18 protein-coding genes and 1 pseudogene are annotated in these 26447 nt (G+C 71.5%); 8 read left to right on the top strand and 11 right to left on the bottom strand.

Features of this window, described 5'->3' with window-relative positions; genetic code table 11:
- Positions 1 to 92 precede the first annotated feature (92 nt).
- The 5 genes from acnA to ACGFR7_RS05635 all read right to left on the bottom strand — a co-directional run bounded on the left by acnA (position 93) and on the right by ACGFR7_RS05635 (position 11751).
- On the bottom strand, positions 93 to 2783 hold the full coding sequence (acnA, locus tag ACGFR7_RS05655) for an aconitate hydratase AcnA (protein WP_393313395.1): 2691 nt from the start codon (positions 2781 to 2783) through the stop codon (positions 93 to 95).
- 101 nt (positions 2784 to 2884) lie between these two features.
- The gene (locus ACGFR7_RS05650) at positions 2885 to 6157 is read right to left on the bottom strand and encodes an amino acid adenylation domain-containing protein (protein ID WP_393313392.1); all 3273 of its coding nucleotides are present in this window, start codon (positions 6155 to 6157) and stop codon (positions 2885 to 2887) included.
- 67 nt (positions 6158 to 6224) lie between these two features.
- Complete coding sequence (locus tag ACGFR7_RS05645; RefSeq protein ID WP_393313389.1) at positions 6225 to 7883, bottom strand: OPT/YSL family transporter; 1659 nt, start codon at positions 7881 to 7883, stop codon at positions 6225 to 6227.
- Positions 7880 to 11545, bottom strand: coding sequence for an amino acid adenylation domain-containing protein (locus ACGFR7_RS05640; protein ID WP_393313386.1), 3666 nt, complete (start codon positions 11543 to 11545; stop codon positions 7880 to 7882). The genes ACGFR7_RS05645 and ACGFR7_RS05640 overlap by 4 nt, the downstream gene beginning before the upstream one ends.
- Entirely contained in the window at positions 11542 to 11751 is a 210-nt protein-coding gene (locus ACGFR7_RS05635; RefSeq protein ID WP_393313383.1) for an MbtH family protein, read from the bottom strand. Before ACGFR7_RS05635 ends, ACGFR7_RS05640 begins: the two co-directional genes overlap by 4 nt.
- A 247-nt stretch (positions 11752 to 11998) precedes the next feature.
- On the opposite strand from ACGFR7_RS05635, the gene ACGFR7_RS05630 reads away from it, so the two are divergent.
- Positions 11999 to 12283 carry a tyrosine-type recombinase/integrase gene (locus tag ACGFR7_RS05630; RefSeq protein ID WP_393313380.1) on the top strand — a complete coding sequence of 95 codons (285 nt, stop codon included), beginning with the start codon at positions 11999 to 12001 and terminating at the stop codon, positions 12281 to 12283.
- A gap of 108 nt (positions 12284 to 12391) precedes the next feature.
- Here the strand turns inward: ACGFR7_RS05630 and ychF are convergent, their stop codons facing one another.
- Entirely contained in the window at positions 12392 to 13480 is a 1089-nt protein-coding gene (gene ychF, locus ACGFR7_RS05625; protein ID WP_393313377.1) for a redox-regulated ATPase YchF, read from the bottom strand.
- A gap of 350 nt (positions 13481 to 13830) precedes the next feature.
- Here ychF and ACGFR7_RS05620 point away from each other — a divergent pair.
- Positions 13831 to 14397: pseudogene (locus ACGFR7_RS05620) on the top strand (DUF6542 domain-containing protein); the annotation flags it as partial.
- A gap of 13 nt (positions 14398 to 14410) precedes the next feature.
- Here the strand turns inward: ACGFR7_RS05620 and ppgK are convergent.
- Both ppgK and ACGFR7_RS05610 read right to left on the bottom strand, forming a co-directional pair.
- Positions 14411 to 15304, bottom strand: coding sequence for a polyphosphate--glucose phosphotransferase (gene ppgK, locus ACGFR7_RS05615; protein ID WP_393313374.1), 894 nt, complete (start codon positions 15302 to 15304; stop codon positions 14411 to 14413).
- Positions 15305 to 15379: 75 nt separating this feature from the next.
- Positions 15380 to 16411 carry a 4-hydroxy-3-methylbut-2-enyl diphosphate reductase gene (locus ACGFR7_RS05610; protein WP_393313371.1) on the bottom strand — a complete coding sequence of 344 codons (1032 nt, stop codon included), beginning with the start codon at positions 16409 to 16411 and terminating at the stop codon, positions 15380 to 15382.
- A gap of 82 nt (positions 16412 to 16493) precedes the next feature.
- On the opposite strand from ACGFR7_RS05610, the gene ACGFR7_RS05605 reads away from it, so the two are divergent.
- The 4 genes from ACGFR7_RS05605 (at position 16494) to ACGFR7_RS05590 (ending at position 20599) form a co-directional block, all read left to right on the top strand.
- Positions 16494 to 18023, top strand: a complete 1530-nt coding sequence (locus tag ACGFR7_RS05605) for an APC family permease (RefSeq protein WP_393313368.1) — start codon at positions 16494 to 16496, stop codon at positions 18021 to 18023.
- Positions 18024 to 18166: 143 nt separating this feature from the next.
- Positions 18167 to 19402 carry an exodeoxyribonuclease VII large subunit gene (gene xseA / locus ACGFR7_RS05600; protein ID WP_393313365.1) on the top strand — a complete coding sequence of 412 codons (1236 nt, stop codon included), beginning with the start codon at positions 18167 to 18169 and terminating at the stop codon, positions 19400 to 19402.
- Positions 19403 to 19431: 29 nt separating this feature from the next.
- Entirely contained in the window at positions 19432 to 19764 is a 333-nt protein-coding gene (locus ACGFR7_RS05595; RefSeq protein ID WP_393313362.1) for an exodeoxyribonuclease VII small subunit, read from the top strand.
- Between the two features lie 241 nt (positions 19765 to 20005).
- Complete coding sequence (locus ACGFR7_RS05590; protein ID WP_393313360.1) at positions 20006 to 20599, top strand: malonic semialdehyde reductase; 594 nt, start codon at positions 20006 to 20008, stop codon at positions 20597 to 20599.
- Positions 20600 to 20747: 148 nt separating this feature from the next.
- Here the strand turns inward: ACGFR7_RS05590 and ACGFR7_RS05585 are convergent, their stop codons facing one another.
- Positions 20748 to 21284: a DUF4245 domain-containing protein gene (locus ACGFR7_RS05585; RefSeq protein ID WP_393314205.1), complete on the bottom strand. Its 537-nt coding sequence runs from the start codon at positions 21282 to 21284 to the stop codon at positions 20748 to 20750.
- Between the two features lie 235 nt (positions 21285 to 21519).
- Between ACGFR7_RS05585 and glpX the strand changes: the two genes are divergently transcribed.
- Positions 21520 to 22551, top strand: coding sequence for a class II fructose-bisphosphatase (gene glpX, locus ACGFR7_RS05580; protein WP_340487027.1), 1032 nt, complete (start codon positions 21520 to 21522; stop codon positions 22549 to 22551).
- A gap of 133 nt (positions 22552 to 22684) precedes the next feature.
- Here the strand turns inward: glpX and ACGFR7_RS05575 are convergent, their stop codons facing one another.
- Both ACGFR7_RS05575 and ACGFR7_RS05570 read right to left on the bottom strand, forming a co-directional pair.
- On the bottom strand, positions 22685 to 23044 hold the full coding sequence (locus ACGFR7_RS05575) for a WhiB family transcriptional regulator (protein ID WP_088799725.1): 360 nt from the start codon (positions 23042 to 23044) through the stop codon (positions 22685 to 22687).
- A gap of 351 nt (positions 23045 to 23395) precedes the next feature.
- A complete protein-coding gene (locus tag ACGFR7_RS05570) occupies positions 23396 to 24271 on the bottom strand; it encodes a DUF1707 domain-containing protein (RefSeq protein WP_393313356.1) in 876 nt (291 codons plus the stop codon).
- Between the two features lie 167 nt (positions 24272 to 24438).
- On the opposite strand from ACGFR7_RS05570, the gene ACGFR7_RS05565 reads away from it, so the two are divergent.
- A complete protein-coding gene (locus ACGFR7_RS05565) occupies positions 24439 to 26112 on the top strand; it encodes a fumarate hydratase (protein ID WP_393313354.1) in 1674 nt (557 codons plus the stop codon).
- Positions 26113 to 26447: the final 335 nt, after the last annotated feature.

The raw sequence follows: 26447 nt of genomic DNA, 5'->3' as shown, positions 1-26447 counted from the left end.
TGCGACGTGCAATACGGACAGGAAACACATGGAGGCATACGAGAAACGCACAGCGAATCACGAACGGGGAATGTCCAGGAGGGCAGGACCGGTCAACTGCCGTTCAGTCCGAGCACACTGCGCAGGGTGTACGGCAGGATTCCACCGTGTCTGATGAATTCCGCTTCCATGGGAGTATCGACCCGGACGACAGCGTCGAAGGAAACCGTTCCCGCGGAAACCTGGACGGTATGTGGCACGGATTCAGCGAATCTCTTGACGCCGACGATGTCGAACTCCTCGGACCCGGTGAGGCCAAGTGTCCGCGCGCTCTCGCCGGGCGGAAATTCCAGCGGAAGAATCCCCATTCCGACAAGGTTCGACCGGTGGATTCTTTCGAAGGACTCCGCGATCACCGCACGGACCCCGATCAGCGCCGGGCCCTTGGCCGCCCAGTCCCGGGAGGACCCGGTGCCGTACTCCCGTCCGGCCAGGATGACAAGCGGGACGCCCGCCTGCCGGTATGCGCGTGCCGCCTCGTACATGCCGGTGGTGCCACCGCTGAGGTGGTCCCTCGTGTAGCCGCCCACCGTGTCGGGCACCAGGCGGTTGCGCAGCCGGGCGTTCGAGAACAAGCCGCGCAACAGCACCTCGTGGTTGCAGCGCCGGGCGCCGTAGGAGTTGAACTCCTCGGGCCGTACGCCGAGGCCACGCAGGTAGGCGCCGGCCGGCGATTCTTCCGGGATGCTGCCGGCGGGTGAGATGTGGTCGGTCGTGACCGAGTCCCCGAGGTAGGCCAGCACCCGGGCGCCGGCGATGTCGTCGAGCGCCGGCGGCTCGGCCGCGGTGCCGTCGAAGTACGGCGGCGGCGCGACGTAGGCGGACTCCTCCGACCACGGGTACAACTCCCTGGGCTGCGCCGGGAGGGCGCGCCAACGGTCGTCGCCGGCCACGAGGGATTCGTACATGGCGGTGTACACGTCGGGGCTGACGGCCGTCCGGGCCACGTCGGCCACCTCCCGGCCGTCCGGCCAGATGTCGGCCAGCCGGACCGGGCTGCCGTCGGGCGCGGCCCCGATCGGGTCGTGGGTGAGGTCGATGTCCATCGTCCCGGCCAGGGCGTAAGCCACCACCAGCGGCGGTGAGGCCAGGTAGTTCATGCGCACATCGGGGTTGATCCGGCCCTCGAAGTTGCGGTTGCCGGACAGCACCGCCACCGAGGCCAGGCCGGATTCCCGCACGGCGGCGCCCACACCGTCCGGGAGCGGTCCGGAGTTGCCGATGCAGGAGGTACAGCCGTACGCCACCAGGTTGAAGCCGAGCTTGGCGAGGTAGGTGTCCAGGCCGGCGTGAGCCAGGTACTCCATCACGGCGGCCGACCCCGGGGCAAGGGTGCTCTTGACCCAGGGGCGTGGCTGCAGACCACGTTCGACGGCCTTCTTGGCGAGCAGGCCGGCCGCGATCATCAGGGCGGGATTGGAGGTGTTCGTGCACGAGGTGATGGCGGCCAGCACCACGGCGCCGTCGGCGAGGGTGTGGCGGCTGCCGTCGGGAGCGGTGACCTCGGCCCGCTGCGGTTTGCCCCCGTTGAGGTCGGGCAGGGCAGCGGCGAAGGCTGCGCGCGCGTCGGCCAGCGGCACCCGGTCCTGGGGGCGCCGGGGCCCGGCGATCGACGGGACGACCGAGGCCAGGTCGAAAGCGATCCGCTCGGTGTACCGGAAGCCGGCCACGTCCGCAGGGTCGTACCACAGCCCCTGTTCCTCGGCGTAAGCACGCACCCGGTCCACATGGGCCGGCGAACGCCCGGTGGCGCGCAGGTAGCGCAGGACCTCCTCGTCGATGGGGAACAACGCCGAGGTCGCGCCGTACTCCGGGCACATGTTGGCGATGGTGGCCCGGTCGGCGGCACTCAGCGCGGCCAGACCGGGGCCGTGGAACTCGATGAACGAGCCCACCACACCGTGCGCGCGCAGCCGTTCGGTGAGGGTCAGGACGATGTCGGTGGCCGTCACCCCGCCCAGGGGGCGGCCGCTCAGCTCGCAGGCGATGACCCGGGGCGTGCGCAGCGACAGCGGCTGTCCGAGCATCGCCGCCACCGCCTCGATGCCGCCGACGCCCCAGCCGAGCACGCCCAGGCCGTTGACCATGGGGGTGTGCGAGTCCGTACCGACCACCGTGTCCGGGTAGAGGGCGGCGGTGCCCGTGCCGTCGTCGGCGATCACCACGCCGGCCAGCCGTTCGAGGTTGACCTGATGGATGATGCCGGTGTTCGGCGGGACGACCTTCAGCCGTTCGAAGGTGGACTCGGCCCAGCGCAGCAGCTCGTAGCGCTCCCGGTTGCGGGCGTGGTCGAGCGCGGCGTTGCGGGCGTAGGCGTCGGGCGTGCCGAAGGCATCGGCCATGACCGAGTGGTCCACGACGAGGTCCACCGGGACACGGGGGCTGATGGCCGAGGCCTGGCCACCGAGGCGTACGGCCGCCTCCCGCATGGCGGCCATATCGACCAGGCACGGCACGCCGCTGTAGTCCTGCATGACCACCCGGGCGGGGTGGAAGAGGACCTCGGGCCCGGGCTGTGCCGGGTCCCAGCCGGCGAGCGCGGTGACGTGGTCGGCCCGTACGCGAACGCCGTCCTCGTGCCGCAGCAGGTTTTCCAGCAGAATGCGGATGCTGTACGGAAGAGAGTCCGCTCCCGGTACCGCATTCTGCAGCCGGAAGATTTCAAAGGTGTCCCCCGCGACGGTCAGGCGAGCGCGGGCATCGAAACTGTCGGGGTGTTTCACCTGCCGGGACCGATGGCTCACGCAGCTCTCCTCCGCATATGGCAGTGAACTATTTTCGCGCCACACCAATCATCAGGCGCCTCAAGCAGCGAACGCCAGAGTTCTTGGCGTTCCACTTGTGGTCATGTCCGGCTACGGAAGTTCAGCGGACCGCCGTTTGCGGTGACACTTTTGGCAAGTCCGGACACGGTGGATTCCACGAACAGGGTGCGCACCGGCAGCCGGGTGCCGAAAATCTGGTTGAGCCGGGCCATCACCCGCGTCGCGGACAGGGAGTTTCCGCCCACTTCGAAGAAATTGTCGGCGCCGCCGGGCAGGGTGATGCCGAGGACCTCCCGCCAGACCTCGGCGACCTGCGCCTCCACCGGGCCCAGAGCCGGCCTGTCCTCCCCCGCGCTGTCGGCGGACCACTGGAGCGGGTCGGGCAGGGCGTCGCGGTCGAGCTTGCCGTTGGGGCCGGTGGGCAGGGCGTCGAGCAGGACGAACAGCTCCGGGATCATGTATCCGGGCAGCCGGTCCTTGAGCCACTGACGCAGGTCCGCCGAGGTCGGCCGGGCCTGGCCGGGCGCGGGTACGGCGTAGCCGGCCAGGCGCCGTCCGGTGCCTTCGCCGCGGACCTGGGCGACGGCGGCGCGCACCCCCGGGTGGTCCTCCAGCCGGCTCTCGATCTCTCCCAGCTCGATCCGGAAACCGCGCAGCTTCACCTGGTGGTCGGCGCGGCCCAGGAATTCCAGCTCGCCGTCGGCGCCCCAGCGCACCAGGTCACCCGTCCGGTAGAGGCGGGCGCCGGGTTGGGAGCCGACCGGGTCGGGGAGGAAGCTCAGTGCGGTGGCCTCGGGCCGGCCGAGGTAGCCGCGGGCGAGACCTACGCCGCCGAGGTACAGCTCTCCTTGCCGCCCGAAGGGGACGGGGCGCCGTGAGTCGTCCAGGACGTGGACCGTGTAGCCGGCGACCGGGCGGCCGAGCGGCGGTACCCGGTCCGGGGTACAGCGCGCAACGGTGGCGAGGACGGTCGCCTCGGTGGGCCCGTACCCGTTGAAGACCTCCCGGCCGGCGCACCACTGCTGGGCGAGTTCGAGGGTCGCGGCCTCCCCCGCCATCACCACGGTGCGCAGGCCGGGCAGTTCGCTGCCGGTGAGCGTGGAGAGTGCCGATGGCGACAGCAGGACGGTCGTGATCGCGCGGTCCCTGATCAGCTGGGCCAGGTCGTCACCGGGTACGAGCGTGGCCCTCGGCTCGACGACCAGGGTGGCTCCGGCGTCGAACGTCATCAACAGTTCGAGGAGGGAGACGTCGAAGCTCGGTGAGGCGAAGCGCAGGACGCGGCTGTCCGGGGTCTGTGCGAACTGCTCGGCGCTGCGGGTCAGGCTGCCGATGCCGCGGTGCGGCACCATGACGCCCTTGGGCAAGCCGGTGGAACCCGAGGTGAAGATGAGGTAGGCGAGCCGGTCCAGCGGGATGGACACCTCCGGCCGTCGCTCCGGCCTGGCTGCGATCGCGGCGCGAGTCGCGTCGTCGTCCAGGAGCAGCGGGGTGACGTCATCGGCGAAGGCGAAGCGGTCGGCCAGGGCCCGCTGGGTGAGCAGGAGCCGCACGCCGCTGCTGCCCGTGATGTCGGCAAGCCGCGCCGGGGGGTACTCAGGGTCGAGCGGCAGCAGCGCGGCACCGGCCTTGAGGACGCCGAAAGTGGCCACCACGGCGTCCGCTGTGCCGTCCAGGGCCACACCGACCGGCTGTTCGGGGCCGACGCCGAGAGCGACCAGGTGGTGGGCGAGCCGGTTGGCCGCCGTGTCCAGCTCGAGGTAGGTGAGGTGGCGGTCCGGTGCCTCCACCGCGGTGTGGGCCGGGTGGCGCCGCGCGGCCTCTTCGAGCACCTGGTGCAAGGTCCGGTGGTGCCGGGGGTCGTCCGGGACCGGGGCGTTGATCTGCCGCAGGTGATCGGTCTCGTCCCGGGTGAGGACGGGCAGGGCGGCCAGGTCGCGGTCAGGGTCGGTGGTGACCGCCCGCGCAAGCAGTTCCAGCCGCTCGGTGAGGCGGTCGATGGTCACCGGGTCGAAGAGGGCGTAGCTGTACTCGAAGTAACCGGTGAAGGTGTGCTCGCGGTCGGTGAGCACCAGGGTCAGGTCGAACTTGGCGGAGTCCGGGGTGTGGGTGTCGCGGGCGTGCCCGGGCAACAGGTTGTCCAGCTCGCTGGCGTCCCGGCCGTCCTCCATGACGAACGCGACCTGGAACAGCGGATTGTGGGTGAGGCTGCGCTGCGTCCTCACCTGCTCCACCAACCGTTCGAACGGCAGATCCTGCCTGGCCAGCGCCTCCACCGTGGTCTGCCGGACCTGGGCCAGCACGTCCTCGAAGGTAGTGCCGGGCTCCACCTGGACGCGCATCGCCAGGGTGTTGGCGAAGAAGCCGATCAGGTTCTCCAACTCGGGGTGGGCACGGTTGGCCACCGGGGTGCCGATGACCATGTCGCGCTCTCCGCTCCACCGGTGCAACAGGGTGGCGAACAGCGCGAGCAGGGCCATGAAGGGAGTGGCACCGCAGCGTGCGGCCAGCTCGCGCACGGCCCCGGTCAGCTCGGCGGACAGGGCGAATCGCCGGCGGGCCCCCTCGTAGGTCGCTTCGGCGGGCCGGGGATGGTCGAAGGGCAGATTGATGGCCGGGGGCGCGCCGCGCATCCGGTCCTGCCAGTAGTCGAGCAGTTCGGCGAGGCGCTGGTCGTCCAGCCGGCGGCGCTGCCAGTCGGCGAAGTCGGCGTACTGCACCGGCAACGGGGGCAGCAGGGCCTCCTCGCCCGACTCGGCGGTGCGCAGCAGGGCGTTCAGGTCACGCCGCAGCAGGCCGATCGACCAGCCGTCGAAGACGGTGTGATGGAAGGTCAGGAACAGCAGCGCCTCGTCGTCGCGCAGCCGTAGCAGCAGGCAGCGCAGCAGGGGGCCGGACGCCAGGTCGAAGGGCTGTTGCTTGTCCTGCCCGCACAGCCGCAGCGCGGCTGCCGCCCGGGCGCTCTCCGGCATGCCGCGCAGGTTGATTTCGGTCAGCGGCGGGGCGAGGTTCGCGGCGATGCACTGCCGGGGCTCACCCCCGTCGGCCGGGAAGGTGGTGCGTAGCGTCTCGTGCCGCCGGGTCAGCTCGCCCAGGGCGGTGCGGACCGTCTCGGTGGACACAGGGCGGCGCAGCCTGAGCGAGGCGGAAACGTTGTAGACGGCGCGGCCCGGCTCCAGTTGGTCGAGGAACCACAGCCGGTGCTGGGCGAAGGACAGCGGCACCGGCCTGCCGTCGTCGGGCCTGCGCGTGATCCCGGTGTCCCGCCCCTGACCGGCCGCCCGCAGACGGCTCTCGAACAGCGCTCGCTGCTTGGGCGGCAGCGCGGCGATCCTGCTCTGGAGGTCTTCCACTGCTGTGCCTTCCCTCTCTGTGGGACGACGCCGAAGCCGTGTCCGGCGGCGGGTTCACGGTGCCCGGCTAGCCGATGGCCCGGGCTGCGACGATCACGGCCGAGACAACGCCCTCTCCGATGACCAGGCCGGAGGCCACCGTGCCCACCCATTCCTTCAGGTGGGGCGCCTTGCGTGTGATCAGCCAGGCCGCGCCGCCGCCCAGGGACATCGTCAGGACCGTCGCGGGCGGCAGCAACATGCCCAGCCCCAGGGCGGAGGGCGAGACCGGAGCGAAGGTGAGCAGGAAGCCGGCCGGCACGGCGGCGGCGAGCGACGGTCCGACCTGGTGCGCTTGGGAGGAGCCCAGGGTGTAGGCAGTCGCGACGAAGTCGAAGGCGCGGGCCAGCGGAGCGGGGAACTCCGGCTGTCCTACCAGGCCGGAGCGCAGCAGCACGGCCATCAGGAACAGGCCGACGATCGCGCCCAGCCAGCCACCGAGGGCCTGGGTGGACAGCGTCGTGCGCGGCGCGGGCCGCGCGGCCACCGCGGTGTCGGACACACGGACCGCGTACGTGTAGTACAGCGCGGCCATGGCGGCGCCGGAGACGGCCGTACTGAGCACGATCGCGTCGCCCACCGGCAGCCCCGCCAAGCGCAGCAGGATGATGCCGAGGAAGATGGCCGGGGACAGCGGGGCGATGCCGGTCTCGGCGCCGACCCGGACGAAGAACAGCGCGAACAGCAGCGTCATGGCCGACAGGAGCAGCGCGACGCCCAGGCCGCGGCCCGCCCCGTAGTACCAGCACAGGGCTGCGGCGCCGACCAGGAGCAGCCCGCACAGGGCCGCACCCGCACGGCGCTCGCCGCCGACACGGGGGGCGGCGCCGCGCCTCATCACCCGCAGCGACCTGACCAGGGTGGCGACCGAGTATCCGGTGATGACACCGATACCGATGGCCAGGATGGGGCCGGTCGACAGGTGCTCGGTGTAGCTGTCCGCCGGGTCGGTCCGGCTCCAGACGATGGCGGAGCACACGCCGCCGACGAGCATCCACACCGCGGAGCGGCTGCCGGCGAGCGCACCGACGCCGAGCAGCATGGGCGACAGGGCGAGCCCGACGAATCCGGGTGTACCGGGCAGGTGCACGGACCCGTCGGCCGTCGTCAGGGAGACGGCCAGCGCGACGGCGGCCGAGGCCAGCGCCGACCACACCAGCGGGCGGGCCGAGACATCCCGCGCGCGGCTGAAGCCCTCCATCAGCACGATGGCGGGCCGAAGCGTGGGGAACGGCAGTTCCTCCCGCTTGAGCATACGGGCGGTGAGGAGGCCGAGCACCAGTCCCACGGCGTTGGAGAGCAGGACGACGGCGGCGAGGGCCGCCCACGGAGGCACCGACCCGTCCCTGAGGTGGTTGGCAGCGATCCCGGAGCCGATGGCAGCGGCCGAGAGGTATCCGCTGGAGGCGATGGAGAAGACAACGAACAGGCTGTGCCAGGCCAGCCGCCGCCGCAGCCGCAGCCAGACCGCCCCCACCACCACGACCAGGGCCGACCCGCCGAAGGCCACCCCCGTCTTGAAGATGACGAGGATGTTGAACACACACAGCAGGGCGCCGATCAGAATGCCGCCCGTCACCGCCCACCAGTCGGTGCGGGCGGATTCCCGCTCGGGGGTGGCCTGGGCAGCTGTACGGGGCGCGTCGCCCTCGAAGCCGCGGCAGGCTCCGGCCTGACCGTCTTTCACCGAATACCTCGCAGGCCGTTCCCGGCATCGCCGTCCGCATCGGCGGCACCGGGCGCATCGGTATCGCCGACCGTGCCGGTGGCAACGGGGCCATCCGCGCCGGTGCCGGTCTCCTCCTCCGCCTCGGCCAGGGCCTCCAGCTCTGCCAGCAGCCGCTGCGTCTCCGCACTGTCCACGGCCGCTCGGGCGGCCACGGCCGCGAGCGCGAACTCCCCCAGCGTGGGATGTTCGAAAGCCAGGCCGACCGACAGGTCCAAGCCGAGCGCCACGCCCGCACGGCTGGTCATACGGGCCGCCAGGAGCGAGTGGCCGCCGATCTCGAAGAAGTTGTCCTCGACAACGATGCCCTCGGCACCCAGTACCTCCGACCAGACCAGGGCCAGTTCGCGTTCCACGGGGGTGCGGGGCGGGGTGCCGGTACGGGTGGTGCTCCCCTCGCCCGGCCCCGGGTCGGGCAGCGCCTTGCGGTCCGTCTTACCGCTCGCCGTCAACGGCATTCGTTCCAGAATGACGTAGGTGCTCGGCCGCATGTAGGCGGGAAGCCGGGCGGTGGCCAGCGCGCGGATCTCGTCGACCAGCTCCGCGGCCCGCTCGGGCCGGGCGGGCCGCACGTAGGCGACGAGCCGCTTGCCGAGTGCGTCCGTTCCCCGGACGTCGACCACCACGTCGGCCTCCCCGGCGGGACCGGTCAGGGCCGCCTCGATCTCGCTCAGTTCGATGCGCTGGCCGTGCAGCTTCACCTGGCCGTCCTCGCGCCCCAGGTATTCGAGGACGCCATCGCGGCGCCGGCGGGCCAGGTCGCCGGAGCGGTACATCCGTGATCCCGCCGGGCCGTAGGGGTCCGGCAGGAAGCGCTCCCCGGTCAGATCGGGCCGGCCGTGGTATCCGCGGGCGACCGGCAGGCCGCCGAGCCACAGCTCGCCGGGCACCCCCGGGGGCACCGGCTGGAGTTCGGCATCGAGGACATAGCACCGGGCGTTGGCGATGGGGCGACCGATCGGCACAGCGGATTCGCCGGGGCTGCAGCACCAGTGCGTCACCTCGATGGCCGCTTCGGTCGGGCCGTACAGGTTGTGCAGTTCCACTTGGGGCAGCCGGGCGAAGAGCTGGTCGCGCAGTGCCGCGGGAAGCGCCTCGCCGCTGCAGAACACCCGGCGCAGCCGCAGCCCGTCGAGGAGCGGACCGCCGTCAAGGAACACCGCGAGCATGGACGGTACGAAGTGCACGTCCGTGACGCCCTCGTCGGCGAGCAGACGTGCCAGGTAGGCGGGGTCGCGGTGGCCGCCGGGCCGGGCGAGCACGAGCGTCGCGCCGGAGGAAAGCGTCCAGAAGATCTCCCACACGGAGATGTCGAAGTGGATCGGCGTCTTCTGCAGCACCGTGCCGCCCAGGCCGAGCGGGAACGCCGCCATGCCCCAGCGGATCCGGTTGCACACCGCCCCGTGCTCGTTCAGGACGCCCTTCGGCCGGCCGGTGGAACCCGAGGTGTAGATGAGGTAGGCGAGGTGGCCGGGGGCCAGGGTGGGCAGGGTGGGCAGGGGCGGCGTGTCGTCCTCCGCACCGTCGAACAGCTGGAGGTCATCGAGAGGGACGACGCTCGTCCCGGGCATGTCGGGCAGCCCCTGGGCATGCCTGGCCAGGGTCAGTACGAACGGGGTGCCGCTGTCGTGCAGCACGTACCGGGTGCGCTCGGAGGGGTCTTCGGGGTCGACGGGCAGGTACGCGCCGCCCGCCTTGAGCACCCCCAGCAGCGCCACGACCATTTCCACGGAGCGCTCGCAGGCAACGGCCACCACGTCCTCCGGGGCGAGCCCACGGTCGAGCAGCGACCTCGCCAACCGGTCACCGGCTCGCACTAACTGTCCGTACGTCACCTCTGTGCCGTCGTCGGTCCGCACGGCCACGGCGTCGGGCGTACGCCGGGCCTGGGCGTCGACGAGCGCGGGCAGCGTGTCCGCGTCCGGGCCACCGGGCAGGTCGATCGCGATCGTGTCGTTCCAGGCATGGACCACGCGGTCTCGCTCCTGGGGGTCCTGGAGCGGCAGGGTGGCGACGGGCAGGTCAGGGCGGTCGAGGGCCGCGTCGAGGAGAGTGACGATCTGATGTCCGAGATCGCCGATGCGGTCCTCGTCGAAGAGGTCGCTGTCGTACTCCCATTCCCCCCGGAGGCCGGAGCCGGACCGGGTGAGGAAGAGCGTGAGGTCGAACATCGCGGTGCCGGTGTCGGCAGCATCGTCCTCTCGCAGAAACGGTCCTCGGTCGACGTTGCCGCCGTCACGGTCGGGCGTGTTCTGCAGCGCGAGCATCACCTGCACGAGCGGTGTGTAGGCGGGGCTGCGCACCGGCGCGAGGTGCTCCACCAGGCGGTGGAAGGGGAGTTCCTGGAGTGCGAAGCATTCCGCGGCCGAGGTGCGCGTCCGCCTGACCAGTTCCAAGAAGGAGGGCCTCCCGGTCAGGGTGCAACGCACCGCCACCGTGTTGACGAAGAGACCGACCAGGCCCTCGGTGTCGGTGCGGGTCCGGTTCGCCACAGGCGAGCCGACAAGAAAGTCCTGCTGCCCCGTCAGCCGGTGCAGCAGCGCGCCGAATCCGGCGAGAAGCACGGTGTAGAGGGTCGTCCCCTCGGCCCCGGCGAGCAGTTCGAGCCGTCGGGCGACGGACTCCGGTATGTCGAAAGTGAGCCTGCGGCCCCGGTGACGCTGGACCGCCGGCCGCGGCCGGTCGGCGGGAAGTTCCAGCACGGTGGGCACGCCCTCGAGGTACCGGCGCCACCGGTCGAGCTGCTCGGCCTCGGTCCGGGCCGACTCCGAGCGCTGACGCCGCGCCCAGTCCTGGTAGGTGACCGGGAGCGGCGGTAAAGCGGGGGCCGTCCCCCGGGAACGCGCGCGGTACAGGTGGTTGAGTTCCCGCACCAGAATGTCGTCGGACCAGGCATCGGTGATGAGGTGCGGCAGAGTCACCAGCAGACGGTGACACGTCTCGGTGAGGTGCAGGACGCGGAGGCGAAGCAGCGGTCCGGCCGCAAGGTCGAAGGGGGCGCGCGCGTCCCGGGTCGCGATCCGGGCAGCCTGGGCCTGCCGTTCGGGCTCGGGAAGTTCCCGCAGGTCGGATACCTCCACCGGTACCCGCAAGTGCTCCAGAACCCGCTGGACGGGCCGGCCCCCGACGGTGGGGAAGACGGTGCGCAGGACCGTGTGGCGTTCGATGAGATCACGTACGCACTGGTCGAGGACGCCGAGGTCCAGCGGCCCCTCGAAGCGCGCCGCGAAGTGGATGTGGTACGTGGCGCTGCCCGGCTGAAGCTGGTCGAACAGCCACATGGGCTCCTGCTGGAAGGCCAGGGGGGCGGTCGCCGGATCCTCGTGCGCCTCTTCGCCGTCCGCGGTTGCGGCCCCCGGCGGGGTGGGCGTCGGAGGGGCGGAGGGTGCGGCCCGAACCCGCTCGGCGAGCGCCGCAGCGGACGGTGACTCGAACACGTCCCGCAGCGGCAGCGGGGTGTTCAGCGCCTCACGGATGCGAGCGGCGGCCCGGACCGCCATGACCGAACTCGCCCCGAGCCGGAAGACGTTGTCATCGGGTGCGATCTCCGGGCGGTCGAGGAGCTCGGCCCAGATGGCGGCGATCTGTGCGGTAACGGTGTCGGCCGTGCCGGGGAGCGTCACGCGGCGCCCTCCGACGGGTCCTGCCGCAGGGACAGGGGCCGCATGTCGTGCCAGTGCGCACGGATATGATCCAGGCATTCGGCACGCGTCCCGCCGGTGCCGTGGGGCCGCCAGCCGGCCGGTGGCTCTCGGTCCTCGGGCCACAGGGAGAATTGACCCTCTTCGTTGCTGACCACCAGGAAGCGTGTCGATTCACAGTCGAGCATCCCTCTCCCCCTCCACCGTTTTGTCACCTGCCCGCACAGTTCACAACTGTTCGCAGGAACCAGCAGACCAGTTCTGATCATCGTCCACCGGTCCGCGGCTTTCACCCGACGCGGACTTCCGCCAGCGGACATGGCCACAAGTGGACTTGCCTCGACCGCCACGCCTCCATCGCGCGCGGCGCCCCGGCACTGACGACCCGGTATCCAGCGATGACAGCGAGCCGCGAGAATCACGGACTCCCTGCCCGTGACCAGGTGGACAAGGCGGTGCCCGTCGTCGATCCGCCGCGACCAGGCCCCGGGGGGAACCGGACCCCACGCCCTCCGGCACCACTACGCCAGCCTGCTGATCAAGCACGGCGAGTCCGTGAAGACGGTCTCCGAGCGTCTCGGCCACACCCACGCGGCCATGACGCTGAACGTCTGCACCCACCTGTGGCCCGACTCCGAGGAGCGGACCCGGGCCGCCGTCGACAAGGCGTACGCGGACCGCCCTGCGGACGGCGAGACGGCGGTCGACGAAGGGGCCTAGCCGCTCCCCCGCCCGCCGGACTCGTCCAGCACGCTGCGGACCCCGCACGGACAGCAAAGGCCGCCCAACCCGCTCCGCCGCAGGTCAGACGGCCATTCGCCGTGCGCCTCAGACGTTGAACCGGAACTCCACCACATCCCCGTCCTGCATCACATACTCCTTGCCCTCCATGCGGGCCTTGCCCGCGGCGCGGGCGTCCGCGACCGAGCCGGTTTCGACGAGGTCGGCGAAGGAGATGATCTCGGCCTTGATGAAGCCCTTCTGGAAGTCGGTGTGGATGACTCCGGCGGCCTCGGGGGCGGTGGCGCCCTTCTTGATGGTCCAGGCGCGGGTTTCCTTGGGGCCGGCCGTCAGATAGGTCTGCAGGCCGAGGGTGTTGAAGCCGACGTGGGCGAGGGTGGCCAGGCCCGGCTCTTCCTGGCCGACGGACTGGAGGAGTTCCAGGGCCTCGTCCTCGTCCAGCTCGGCGAGGTCGGCCTCCAGCTTGGCGTTCAGGAAGATGGCCTCGGCGGGGGCGACCAGGGCGCGCTGCTCGTTCTTGAAGTCCTCGTCGGTCAGCTCGTCCTCGTCGACGTTGAAGACGTAGAGGAAGGGCTTGGTGGTGAGGAGGTGGAGGTCGTGCAGGAGCTCTTCGTTGCCGGAGCCCTGGACGATTCCGGCGGAGAAGAGCGTGTCGCCCTTCTCCAGGATCGCCTTGGCCTCCTCGACGGCCTTGACCTTCGGGGCCACGTCCTTCTTGATGCGCGACTCCTTCTGGAGACGCGGCAGCACCTTCTCGATGGTCTGGAGGTCGGCGAGGATCAGCTCGGTGTTGATGGTCTCGATGTCGTTCTTGGGCGAGACCTTGCCGTCGACGTGGACGACGTTCTCGTCCTTGAAGGCGCGGATGACCTGGCAGATCGCATCGGACTCGCGGATGTTCGCGAGGAACTTGTTGCCCAGGCCCTCGCCCTCGGAGGCGCCGCGGACGATGCCCGCGATGTCGACGAAGTCGACGGTGGCGGGGAGGATCTTCTGCGAGGAGAAGATCTCGGCGAGCTTGGCGAGGCGGGTGTCGGGGACGCCGACGACGCCGACGTTCGGCTCGATGGTGGCGAACGGGTAGTTGGCCGCCAGCACGTCGTTCTTGGTCAGGGCATTGAACATGGTCGACTTGCCGACATTCGGCAGGCCGACGATTCCGATCGTGAGCGACACGTGGCGACTCGACTTCCGAGCGAGAGGTGGTGGGGTGGGCACGGCCCCGGGAGGGCCGATCCACCAGTCTACGGGGCAGCCGGGGCCGAGCCGCCGCCACCGGGACCGGCCGCGCCCCCGTCCGGCTCCGGACGCGGGAGGAATCCGCAACGGGCTCGGCCCAATGCGCGTGTCCCGTAGCCGGTTAATCCCACTTAGCGGCCTACCGTTGACGAGTGGAGCAACACGAAGCGCGCACCCCCCAGCACAGCCCGCCGCGGTCCGCACGTCCGCCCGCGGGCCAGGACGCCAGGCTCCCGCGCCCCGCGGAGGCCGTGGCCCCCGACCCCGACGACGACTTCCTCACCGCGATGCGGGCCTCCGGGTTCGCGGCCGTACCGGCGTCCGCGCCCGCGGTCGTGCGGACCGCGGGACGCGGTCCCGCACCGGCCGGCCCCCTCCGCGCGCCCGCCCGGGTGCCCGGGGCCGCGGCCCCGGGACGTGCCCCTGCCCCACCGGAGGGCGTGGAGTCCGCGACCGTCTACCGGGCGCGCCCGCAGCGCCCGCTGCCGTCCCCGCCGCCCGCCCTGCGGCGCCGGATGCCGGCGGCCAAGCTCACCGGGCTCGGCTGCTGGCTGCTGGCGACGCTGGTGCTGCTGGCCTTCGCCTTCCTGGACCGGCTGCTGCTCGGCGGCGCACCGGCCCCGTACGGCGTCTTCTATGTACTGGTCGGGGTCGGCGCGGCGCTCTGGGTCAGGCCGTTCGACCTGGTCATTGCGCCGGTCACGCTGCCGATCGCGTTCACGCTCGGTGCGCTGCCGCTGCAGCGCGGCGCGGGCGGGTTCGACGGGCTGCTGATGGGCGTCTTCACCGTCCTCGCGCTGAACGCCGGCTGGCTCTACACCGGCACGCTGATCAGCGCGCTGCTCGCGATCGTCCGACGGGTGCTGATCATTGCCCGGCGTCGGGCCAGCCGACCGGCGAGTCGACCGCAGAGCGCACCGCGCGGTCCGCAGGACCGGCCGACGGGGCGGGCGCCCGAGAGGGAGCGGCCGCGGCCGGGGAACCGTCCGCGGCAGGTGGCTCGCCAGCCCGAGCGGCGTACGCAGCCATCGCGGCACCCACAATCCCCGCATTGTTCTGAAGCTGAGCCGGCACGATCTCCGCGCTGACGCCCTCGATCAGCGGCAGGAACTTCTCCGCCTTGCGGCTCACCCCGCCGCCGATCACGAACAGCTCGGGTGAGAAAAGCATCTCCACATGGGCGAGGTACTTCTGGACCCGGTGCGCCCAGTGCTGCCAGCTCAGCTCCTCGTCCTCCTTGGCCTTGGTGGAGGCCCGCTTCTCGGCGTCGTGGCCGTGCAGCTCCAGGTGGCCGAGCTCGGAGTTGGGCACCAGGCGGCCGTCGGTGAAGACGGCGCTGCCGATGCCCGTGCCGAGGGTGAGCACGATGACCGTGCCGGTCCGGCCGCGGCCCGCGCCGAAGCGCAGTTCGGCCAGGCCGGCCGCGTCGGCGTCGTTGAGCACGGTGACGGGGCTGCCGCCGGCCTCGCCGCCGAGCCGCGTGGTCAGCAGCGCGGCCGCGTCGAGTCCGATCCAGCCCTTGTCGACATTGGCGGCGGTACGGGTCGTCCCGTCGGTGACCACACCGGGGAAGGTCGCGCCGACCGGCCCCGACCACCCGAAGTGGTCCACGACCTCTTTGACGCCGGCCGCGACCGCGTCCGGGGTGGCCGGATGCGGGGTCAGCACCTTGTGGCGCTCCTCCGCGAGCTCACCGCGCTCCAGATCCACCGGGGCACCCTTGATGCCCGATCCACCGATGTCCACACCGAAGACCTTCATGGGAAAAGGCTAGGCGTCGGCGCGGCGGCCCGCCCCCGGGATGCCGCGACCGGTGGCCCGGCGAACGCGGCGGGCTCAGTCCTCGGTTGCCGCCTTGGCCTCGGCGCGCAGGTCCCGGCGGAGCTCCTTGGGCAGCGAGAAGTGGATGGACTCCTCGGCGGCCGTGAGGGTCTCCACGTCCTCGTAGCCGCGCTGGGCGAGCCAGTCCAGGACGCCGTGGACGAGCACGTCGGGGACCGAGGCGCCGGAGGTGACACCGACCGTGCCGACGCCCTCCAGCCAGGCCTCGTCGATCTCCTCGGCGTAGTCGACCAGATGGGCGGCGCGGGCGCCCGCGCCCAGCGCCACCTCGACCAGGCGCACGGAGTTCGAGGAGTTCTTGGAGCCGACGACGATGACGAGGTCGGCCTGGGCGCCCATCTGCTTCACCGCGATCTGGCGGTTCTGGGTGGCGTAGCAGATGTCGTCGCTGGGCGGCGAGAGGAGGTTGGGGTAGCGGCCCTTGAGGGCGTCCACCGTCTCCATGGTCTCGTCGACCGAGAGGGTGGTCTGGGAGAGCCAGACGACCTTGTCCGGGTCGCGGACCTCGACGTTGCCGACGTCCTCGGGGCCGTCGACCAGCGTGATGTGCTCGGGCGCCTCACCGCTGGTGCCGATGACCTCTTCGTGGCCCTCGTGGCCGATCAGGAGGATGTCGTAGTCCTCCTTGGCGTAGCGGACGGCTTCCTTGTGGACCTTGGTGACCAGCGGGCAGGTGGCGTCGATGGTGGCGAGCTTGCCGCGCTTGGCCTCGTCGTGGACGGCGGGCGCCACGCCGTGCGCGGAGAAGATGACGATGTTGCCCTCGGGCACCTCCTCCGTCTCGTCGACGAAGATGGCGCCCTTCTTCTCCAGGGTCTTCACGACGTACTTGTTGTGGACGATCTCGTGGCGTACGTAAACGGGGGCGCCGTACTGCTCAAGGGCCTTCTCGACAGCGATCACGGCGCGGTCCACGCCCGCACAGTAGCCACGGGGGGCGGCGAGCAGGACCTTGCGCCGGTCGCTGCGGCGCGAAGCGTCTTCGCCCGGGGTGGTGGCGGGCGTCGGGCTGGGCGAGGAAGTCATGCGTCCCATCGTAAAGGCGTGGCCCGCCCCGGAAGATCGCGCCGTTGTCGGAGACTGGGACGGCACGGAGCGAGGAGGCAGGATGCCGGGCACCAGTGGCGGCACGGGCGGGGCGGGGGCGGGCGGCGGGGAGCCCGGCGGCGGCGCGGACACCACGGCCGGCGCGGGCGGGGGCTCCGGTGTCCCCGGTGCGCTGCGGCGGACGCTGACATTCCGGGATCTGGTCGTCTACGGTCTGCTGTTCATCGCCCCGATGGCGCCGGTCGGGATCTTCGGCACGCTGCAGGCCACCTCGCACGGTGCGGTCACCGCCGTCTACCTCGTCGCGACGGTCGCGATGGCGTTCACCGCCTACTCGTACGCCCAGATGGTGCGGGTCGCCCCGCAGGCCGGCTCGGTCTATACGTACGCCCGGGTGGGTCTGGGCGAGGGTGCGGGGTTCGTCGCCGGATGGATGGCGATGCTGGACTATCTGCTGATTCCGGCGGTGGCGTATCTGTTCTCCGGGATCGCGCTGCATGCGCTGGTGCCGTCCGTGCACCAGTGGGTGTGGACGGCGCTGGCGGTGGCCGTGACCACGCTGCTGAATCTGTGGGGCGTGCGGACGGCGGCCCGGGTGGGCTTCGCGGTGCTGGCGATGGAGATCGCGGTGCTCGCGGTGTTCGTGGTGTCGGCGGTCGCCGAACTGGTCGCGCACGGGGCTGCGCGGGGCTGGGCCGAGCCGCTGACCGGCGAGGGCGGGTTCTCGGTGCGCGCGGTGCTGGCCGCGGTGTCGGTGGCGGTGTTGTCGTATCTGGGGTTCGACGCGATCGCGTCGTTCGCGGAGGAGGCCGGGGGGCGGGGGTCTGCGGGGGCGGCCGGGGGCCAGGGGCCTGCGGGGACAGCGGGCGCCCGGGGAGCCGGCGGGCCGGAGTGGGTGGCCGGCGGGCCGGAGTGGGTGGCGCGGGCGGTGCTGGCCTGTCTCGCGGTGGCCGGTGTGCTGTTCGCGGCGCAGACGTATCTGGCGGCGCTGCTGATGCCGATGAGCGCGACGGAGCTGGCGGCCCGGCCGGGCGAGCAGGGCGGCGCCTTCTACGCCACGGTCGACGCGTCGGTGGGCCGCTGGCTGCACGACCTGGTGGCGGTGAGCAAGGCCATCGGCGCGGCGTTCGCGGCACTGGCGGGGCAGGCGGCGGCCGGCCGGCTGCTGTTCGCGATGGCCCGGGACCGGCGGCTGCCCGGGGCGATCTCGAAGGTGGACGCGGGCAGCGGGGTACCGCGCAGGGCGCTGCTGGGCGCGGCGCTGGTGTCGCTGGTGGCGGCGGTGTGGGCGGCCCGCAGGGACGACGGGCTCGACCAGCTGTCCTCGGTCGTGAACGTGGGGGCGCTGACCGCGTTCGGGCTGCTGCACGCGTCGGTGACCGGCTGGTTCTGGATCCGCCGGGCGGACGGGACACCGAGCGTGCTGCGGCATCTGGTGGTGCCGTTGCTGGGGCTGGCGGTGGTGGTCGCGGTGATCGTCGAGGCCTCGGCCGCCGCGCAGGCCGTGGGTGGGGGCTGGCTGGTGGTGGGACTGGTGGTGCTGGCGATGCAGTACCGGGGGTGGGTGCGCGGGGGCGGGGTGCGGGGGTGAGGGGTCGGGGCGAGGCGGGGATGCGGGGATGCGGGGATGCCCGCTGGGCACGGTGGCCTTACGGGCAGGCGGGGTCGGCCCGCCGGATCACGTACCGCGCGAGCGCGCCGCCACTGTCAGTGCCCGCCGCTAGTCTCGCTCGTATGGCAGTTTCTACGTCCCCGGAAACGCCGATCCCGGTCGGCGAGGTGTCCCGGCTCATCGGCGGTTGGATCGACCGGCTCGGCGCGGTGTGGGTCGAGGGGCAGATCACCCAGCTCTCGCGGCGCCCCGGCGCGGGAGTGGTCTTTCTGACGCTGCGCGACCCCTCGTACGACATCTCGGTGAGCGTGACGTGCTACCGCCAGGTCTTCGACAAGGTTGCCGACGTGGTGAGCGAGGGCGCCCGGGTGGTGGTGCACGCCAAGCCCGAGTGGTACGCCCCGCGCGGCCAGCTGTCCCTGCGGGCCGCCGAGATCAAGCCGGTCGGGGTCGGTGAACTCCTCGCCCGGCTGGAGCAGTTGAAGAAGTCGCTGGCGGCAGAGGGGCTGTTCGCCGCGGACCGCAAGAAGCCGCTGCCGTTCCTGCCGCAGCTGATCGGGCTGGTCTGCGGCCGGGCGAGCGCCGCCGAGCGGGACGTCCTGGAGAACGCCCGGCACCGCTGGCCGGCCGTCCGTTTCGCGGTGCGCAATGTGCCGGTGCAGGGGGTGCATGCGGTCCCGCAGGTGGTCGCGGCGGTCCAGGAACTGGACGCGCTGCCCGAGGTGGACGTGATCATCGTCGCGCGGGGCGGCGGCAGCGTGGAGGATCTGCTGCCGTTCTCCGACGAACAGCTCGTCCGGGCCGTGAGCGCGGCCGTGACGCCCGTCGTCTCGGCGATCGGCCATGAGCCGGACACCCCGCTGCTGGACCTGGTCGCCGATCTGCGTGCCTCGACGCCGACGGACGCGGCGAAGAAGGTGGTGCCGGACGTCGGCGAGGAGCTGGCCCGGGTCCAGCAGCTGCGGGAGCGGGCGCTGCGCGCCGTCGACGGCATTCTGCAGCGGGAGGAGCGGGGGCTCGCCTCGGCGCTGCAGCGGCCGTGCATACAGCGGCCGCAGCGGATGGTCGAGGACCGCGAGGAGCAGGTCACGGCGCTGCTGGAGCGCGGCCGGCGGACCCTGGGGCATCTGCTGGACCGCGCCGACTCGGAGCTGACGCACACCCTGGCCCGAGTGGTCGCACTCTCCCCCAAGGCGACGCTGGAGCGCGGCTATGCGGTGCTCCAGAAACCGGACGGCGCGGCGGTCCGCTCACCGGACGAGGTCGGCGCGGACGAGGCGTTGCGGGCCCGGGTGGCCGAGGGCGAGTTCAGGGTGCGGGTGGACGGCGTCCCGGGCGCGGTCACACCCCCCGAATAGTGCAAAGGCAGACTCTTAGGGTGGGAGACATGGCGAAGGCGAAGACGGATGGCGCGGCGGACGCGGAGCAGGGTGCGGCGGCCGGCACCGCGGCCCCGGCGGAATCGGTGGAGTCGGTGGAGTCGGTGGAGTCGGTGGAGTCGGTGGACTCCACACTCGGTTACGAGCAGGCGCGGGACGAGCTGATCGAGGTCGTCCGCAGCCTGGAGGCGGGCGGCACGACCCTGGAGGAGTCGCTTGCGCTGTGGGAGCGCGGCGAGGCACTGGCGAAGGTCTGCCGACGCTGGCTGGACGGCGCGCGGGCGCGGCTGGACGCGGCGCTGGCCCAGTCGCCGGACGGGCCCGAGGCGGAGCGCGCGTAGCGGCGGAACGCTCTGGGGGCAGGCCCCGGCCGCCCCCTCTGCCCCGCCTCGAAGCCCACAAGGACAAGGCAAACCCCTGTGAACCGACTCACAGTCCCGCTTTAGTTGAAACTTAATCTATCTGCATTACAGTGGTTTGCCGTACGCCCCCTGCAGTGCGTGCATGATCACTATTGTCTGCAGTGCCGCAGAAGCCACAGAACCTGAACCTGAACCCCAGCTCACTCACCGAGGTGCCTTTATGTCTCTCGCCCTTGACGCCGCCGCTCAGGACCTCCTGTTCCGGGAGGCCCAGACCGCCAACACGTTCACGGACGAGCCGGTGACGGACGAGCAGGTCCAGGCCATCTACGACCTGGTGAAGTTCGGCCCGACCGCTTTCAACCAGTCGCCGCTGCGGATAACCCTGGTCCGCTCCCAGGAGGCCCGCGAGCGCCTGGTGAACCACGCCATGGGCGCCAACGGCGCGAAGACCCTCAGCGCCCCGCTGACCGCGATCCTCTCCGTGGACCTGGACTTCCACGAGAAGCTGCCGCAGCTCTTCCCGCACGCCCCCGGCATCAAGGACTCCTTCTTCTCCGAGGCCGCGCGCCGCGAGGTCGCCGGGACCCAGAACGCCACCCTCCAGGCCGGTTACTTCATCGTCGGCATCCGGGCCGCCGGCCTTGCCGCAGGCCCCATGACCGGCTTCGACTTCACCGGCGTCGACAAGGAGTTCTTCGGCGACGGCAAGCAGAAGTCGTTCCTCATCATCAACATCGGCAAGCCGGGCACCGACGCGTTCTTCCCGCGCGGCCCGCGACTGACCTTCGACGAGGCCGTCGCCACCGTCTGAGCGGGCGCCGAGGATCGCCGTCCGCGCAGGACGGCCCCGGTCCGCCCCACGCACGAGGCCGCCGCACCCCTCCCTCCCGGGTGCGGCGGCCTCATCGCTCTCCTGCTCGGCGTCCGCGCCGCTCAGCTCTTCGTCTCAGCTCTTCTTCTCAGCTCTTCTTCGCCACCAGCGCGGCGGCCAGGTCGGCGAGCCGCCCGTAGGGCGCGGTGCCGGTGACGACCGTGGTCACCCCGCGCTCCTCACGGACCAGCGCGTTGTACTTGTCGCCCTTGTAGCGGTCCCACTTCTTGCTGCCGACGGCCTGCTTGCCCTCGGCCTTGGTCGCGCCGAGCGTGACCTCCTGTATGAACTTCCGCGGCATGGCGTCGCTCTGCTCGACGGCCGCGTACTCCTGCTCCGGGTCGAGCATGCCCAGATGCCAGGCACCGCCCTTGCCGTCCTCGTTCGCCTTGTACGAGACGGAGGTGGCACGCCAGGTCTTGGGCAGCCCCTCGGGCGCGGCGACCGGGTAGGGCGCCGCCCGCCGGGCCGTGATCAGTTCGACGCGGTAGTCGACCTTCTTGACCGCGTTCCGCGCCGCGTCCGCGCTCTCGTCGTGCGGGATGAAGAGATAGATCGCCCCGACGAGGATGCCGATCACCGCCAGTGACAGGACCATGTCCCGCACCGTTTGCCTGCCTCGCATACCTGCCACGCCCCTATGGTCCCCCATCCCCGCCGCGGCCCTGACAGGCCCCCCGGCAAAGCCCGTCACCCGTGCAAACACCCAGGTGACCAGCTCCCCCGCCGCTGCTCATGCGTAGGGCCCTCTGCTCATTTTGGCGGCCTGGAGATACTGTGAACCTCCGGGGAAACCCCCGCACCCCCGCACAGCCACCCTCATTCCTTCACGGCCGTCGCCGTTCAGAAAGGTGCGCTCGATGAGCGAGCATCATCTCCCGTCCCAACTCGAGGTCAGCCCCGAGGCGCCGGACCGCAACCTCGCCCTGGAACTCGTCCGGGTCACCGAGGCCGGTGCCATGGCATCGGGCCGCTGGGTGGGGCGAGGTGACAAGAACGGCGCGGACGGCGCGGCGGTGAAGGCCATGCGCGCCCTGATCCACACCGTCTCCATGAACGGCGTCGTGGTCATCGGGGAGGGCGAGAAGGACAACGCCCCGATGCTCTACAACGGCGAGCGCGTGGGAGACGGCACCGGCGCGGAGTGCGACGTGGCCGTGGACCCGGTGGACGGGACGACGCTGACCGCCAAGGGCATGGCGAACGCCGTGTCCGTGATGGCGGTGGCCGAGCGCGGCTCGATGTTCGACCCGTCCGCGGTCTTCTACATGGACAAGCTCGCCACGGGCCCGGAGGCGGCGGACTTCGTCGACATCACGGCGCCGGTGGCCGTGAACATCAAGCGGATCGCGAAGGCGAAGAAGTCCGCGGTCGAGGACGTCACCGTGGTCATCCTGGACCGGCCCCGCCACGAGGGCCTGGTCAAGGAGGTCCGGGAGGCCGGGGCCCGGATCAAGTTCATCGCCGACGGCGATGTCGCCGGCGCGATCATGGCGGCCCGTGAGGGCACCGGCGTGGACCTGCTGCTGGGCATCGGCGGTACGCCCGAGGGCATCATCGCGGCCTGTGCGCTGAAGTGTCTGGGCGGCGCCTTCCAGGGCAAGCTGTGGCCCAAGGACGACGAGGAGCGGCAGCGGGCGCTGGACGCCGGTCACGACCTGGACAAGGTCCTGGAGATCGGCGACCTGGTCCGCGGCGACAACGTCTTCTTCGTCGCCACCGGCATCACCGACGGCGAACTGCTGCGCGGCGTGCGCTACCGCGCCGAGAACGCCTACACCCAGTCCCTGGTGATGCGCTCCAAGTCCGGCACCATCCGCCAGATCGATTCCCAGCACCGGCTGTCCAAGCTGCGTGCGTACAGCTCGGTGGACTTCGAGCGCCCCAGCTAGCGGCTGGTGCGGCCGGCCCGTGCAGCCGGCCCGCCCGTCCACACACTTCGCCCCCGCCGGAGAGTCTCCGGCGGGGGCGAAGTGGCCCATGCGCCCTGGGGTGCGTCCTCGGGCCGAAGCCTCGCGCGGCCGTCTAGCCCGCCGCGGGCATATGGGCGGCTCGCTGGAGCTCGGCCTCACGGCGCCGCCGACGGGTGAGCACGACCCGGCGCTCGGCCGCGGTCAGACCGCCCCAGACGCCGTACGGCTCGGGCTGGAGCAGCGCATGCTCCCGGCATTCGACCATCACGGGGCAGCGGGCGCAGACCCGCTTCGCGGCCTCTTCTCTGGCCAGCCGCGCGGCGGTCGGCTCCTTGGACGGGGCGAAGAACAGCCCGGCTTCGTCCCGGCGGCACACCGCCTCCGAATGCCAGGGGCCGGCCTCGTCGCGATCAGGCACTTGCTGGGACGGAACGACAGCGGCATCCTGCAGGGGCTGATGCGGTAGCAGCACGGTCTACTCCTGACGACGGCTTCGGCGCGAGAATCACCCTTGCCCGTCTCGCTGCGCACGGCCGATTTCCGCACCCCGCAGCCGTACGAGAGACGATGCACCAGCCCTACCCGCTGTACGCACGCTTATGCACACCGTGGCGATCGTGCGACAACGAGACAATCGCGGGTGGCGCCGCGTCCAGGCCGCCTCCGAGCCGCCTCCGACGGGTCACCCGCGCCCGGGCGGTGGCCGATCGCCCTACGCGTCCCCACAGGCGCGTGGCCCCGCCCCCGGACACCCGCCGCCCGGCCCCCTGCTCCTGCCCGCGGTCCCGCGGCCCTCCGCGCCCTCCCGCGCCGCCCCGAGCCCTTACCGGAACCGGTCCCGGCGCTCGCGCCGTGCGGAGTGCATCCTTTCCTGCCACTCGTGGCGGTCGTGGCGCAGTTGGTGATACCACTCACGGCGCTCCTCACGCAGTTCGTGGCGCAGCTCCCGGTGCCCCTCGCGCAGCCGGTCGCGCAGGTCGCGGATCCAGGCGCCGCGCTTGGGCTTGGCCTCCACGCTGCCCAGCACGGCATAGCCGTTGACCAGGACCTGCGGGGCGTTGACGTCCTCGGCGTCATGGGTCTCGATCTCGAAGTTGCCGAGAATGCCGGAGCCGCTGCTGCGCAGGGTGATGTTCTCCGGGACCCGGATCTCCACGCTGCCGAAGACGGCCGTGACGTTGATCTGGACCTGCTGCTGCGGGAAGACCGCCTCGGTGAGGTCGATCTCGACGCTGCCGAAGAGCGCGAAGGCGTTGATCCGCGCGGGGGCCTGCCACCGGCCCTTGCGGACGGAGGCACTGAAGATCGCGACGAGGTTCTGGTCCGGGACCGGGGCGCGCGGGCCGTAGACGTACGCGTCCGGGCCCGCCTGCCCGCGTCCGGCGCCCGCCGCGGGCAGATCCCGTACGACGGGCTCCAGTTCGCCCATGGTCTTGGCGCGGTAGACCGTGTCGATCCGGTCGGCGTGCTCCTCCGGGTCCAGCCGGCCCTCGGCCAGTGCCTCGCGAAGGATCTCGGCGACCCGGTCGCGGTCCGCGTCGGACGCCCGGATGTCCCCCTCGGCCACCGCCGGCGGCGCGGACGGCGCGGACGGCGGCTTGGTCATGTTCACCGGCTGCCGCTCCTGCCGTTCGTCCTGCTTCTGAAGCGGTCCGGGCGGGTTCTCGGGGCCCGGTCGTCCCCCGTTGTCTGCGTCCACGGGCTCAGCGTACCGAAACGCGATAGATCGCGACTAGGGATCGGCAGGGACGGCTCTCGCGCCAACTGAGCCTGACCTCACAGCGGCGTCCGCGCCCCGGGGTTCTACGCTGTGGAGGCGCTGCCGTAGATGCCAGCCGGACCTCTCCGAGTAAGGAATGACCTTCGATGCCGGAATTCGCCTACACCGACCTTCTCCCCGTAGGTGAGGACACCACCCCGTACCGCCTCGTCACCGCGGAGGGCGTGAGCACCTTCGAGGCCGACGGACGGACGTTCCTCAAGGTCGAGCCGGAGGCGCTGCGCAAGCTGGCCGCCGAGGCGATGCACGACATTTCGCACTATCTGCGTCCGGCCCACCTCGCCCAGCTCCGCAAGATCCTGGACGACCCCGAGGCCAGCGGCAACGACCGCTTCGTCGCGCTCGACCTGCTGAAGAACGCCAACATCGCCGCCGCGGGCGTCCTGCCCATGTGCCAGGACACCGGCACCGCGATCGTGATGGGCAAGCGCGGCCAGCAGGTCCTGACCGAGGGCGGCGACGAGGCGGCCCTCTCCCGCGGCATCTACGACGCCTACACCCAGCTGAACCTGCGCTACTCGCAGATGGCCCCGCTGACGATGTGGGACGAGAAGAACACCGGCTCCAACCTGCCGGCCCAGATCGAGCTGTACGCGACCGACGGCGGCGCCTACAAGTTCCTCTTCATGGCCAAGGGCGGCGGCAGCGCCAACAAGTCCTTCCTCTTCCAGGAGACCAAGGCGGTCCTCAACGAGGCCTCCATGATGAAGTTCCTGGAGCAGAAGATCCGTTCGCTCGGCACGGCCGCCTGCCCGCCGTACCACCTGGCGATCGTCGTCGGCGGCACCAGCGCCGAGTACGCGATGAAGACCGCCAAGTACGCCTCCGCGCACTACCTCGACGAGCTGCCTGCCGAGGGCTCGCCCACCGGCCACGGCTTCCGCGACAAGGAGCTGGAGGAGAAGGTCTTCGAGCTGACGCAGAAGATCGGCATCGGCGCGCAGTTCGGCGGCAAGTACTTCTGCCACGACGTCCGCGTCGTCCGCCTGCCCCGCCACGGCGCGTCCTGCCCGGTCGCCATCGCCGTCTCCTGCTCCGCGGACCGCCAGGCCGTCGCGAAGATCACCGCCGAGGGCGTCTTCCTGGAGCAGCTGGAGACCGACCCGGCCCGCTTCCTCCCGGAGACCACCGACGAGGAGCTGACCGAGGGCGCCGGCCCCGACCTCGACGCGGTCGCCATCGACCTCAACCGCCCCATGGACGACGTCCTGGCCGAGCTGACCAAGCACCCGGTCAAGACCCGTCTCTCCCTGACCGGCACCCTGGTCGTCGCCCGCGACATCGCCCACGCGAAGATCAAGGAGCGGCTGGACGCCGGCGAGGAGATGCCGCAGTACCTCAAGGACCACCCGGTCTACTACGCGGGCCCGGCCAAGACCCCCGAGGGCTACGCCTCCGGCTCCTTCGGCCCGACCACGGCCGGCCGGATGGACGCCTACGTCGAGCAGTTCCAGGCAGCCGGCGGCTCCAAGGTCATGCTGGCCAAGGGCAACCGCTCCCAGCAGGTCACCGAGGCCTGCGGCACGCACGGCGGCTTCTACCTCGGCTCCATCGGCGGCCCGGCCGCGCGCCTGGCCCAGGACTGCATCAAGAAGGTCGAGGTCCTGGAGTACGAGGAGCTGGGCATGGAGGCGGTCTGGAAGATCGAGGTCGAGGACTTCCCGGCCTTCATCGTCGTCGACGACAAGGGCAACGACTTCTTCCAGGACCCGGCACCGGCGCCTACGTTCACGAGCATCCCGGTGCGCTCGGGAAGCTGACGCACCGCAGAACCCGGAGAGCCCCCGGCCTTTCGCCGGGGGCTCTTTTGCCGGCTCCCGGGGCTGCGCCGGGTCCCACCCTCAGGCCAACGGCGCACGAGGAATGCCGCCGGAGGCTCCGCGCGAGCCTGCCCCGCAGGGCGGCGACGGGAAGTAGGTACCGGTACCTGACTCCCACGGGGGTGCCGCGGTCCTGACCTGAATCGGCCCGCCGCCCCGCTGGCCCCATCCGTCCGCCCCGTCCGTCCACCCCATCCGTCCGCACCCCCGTGGCAGACGGACGGGCTCCCGTTGCAGCGGCGGGAATCCCTCGGCCGTCCACTCGGCCCGCGGCG

The sequence above is a fragment of the Streptomyces sp. NPDC048516 genome, from assembly GCF_043199875.1.
Classification (GTDB): Bacteria; Actinomycetota; Actinomycetes; order Streptomycetales; family Streptomycetaceae; genus Streptomyces.
This window is presented reverse-complemented; position numbering and strand designations above follow the sequence as displayed.

Coding starts and splice junctions, on each gene's coding strand:
- glpX (WP_340487027.1), top strand. CDS start 21,520: ATGAGCGAGCATCATCTCCCGTCCCAACTCGAGGTCAGCCCCGAGGCG.
- ACGFR7_RS05590 (WP_393313360.1), top strand. CDS start 20,006: ATGTCTCTCGCCCTTGACGCCGCCGCTCAGGACCTCCTGTTCCGGGAG.
- ACGFR7_RS05635 (WP_393313383.1), bottom strand. CDS start 11,751: ATGCTCGACTGTGAATCGACACGCTTCCTGGTGGTCAGCAACGAAGAG.
- xseA (WP_393313365.1), top strand. CDS start 18,167: ATGGCAGTTTCTACGTCCCCGGAAACGCCGATCCCGGTCGGCGAGGTG.
- ppgK (WP_393313374.1), bottom strand. CDS start 15,304: ATGAAGGTCTTCGGTGTGGACATCGGTGGATCGGGCATCAAGGGTGCC.
- ACGFR7_RS05585 (WP_393314205.1), bottom strand. CDS start 21,284: ATGCGAGGCAGGCAAACGGTGCGGGACATGGTCCTGTCACTGGCGGTG.
- ACGFR7_RS05610 (WP_393313371.1), bottom strand. CDS start 16,411: ATGACTTCCTCGCCCAGCCCGACGCCCGCCACCACCCCGGGCGAAGAC.
- ACGFR7_RS05605 (WP_393313368.1), top strand. CDS start 16,494: ATGCCGGGCACCAGTGGCGGCACGGGCGGGGCGGGGGCGGGCGGCGGG.
- ACGFR7_RS05595 (WP_393313362.1), top strand. CDS start 19,432: ATGGCGAAGGCGAAGACGGATGGCGCGGCGGACGCGGAGCAGGGTGCG.
- ACGFR7_RS05565 (WP_393313354.1), top strand. CDS start 24,439: ATGCCGGAATTCGCCTACACCGACCTTCTCCCCGTAGGTGAGGACACC.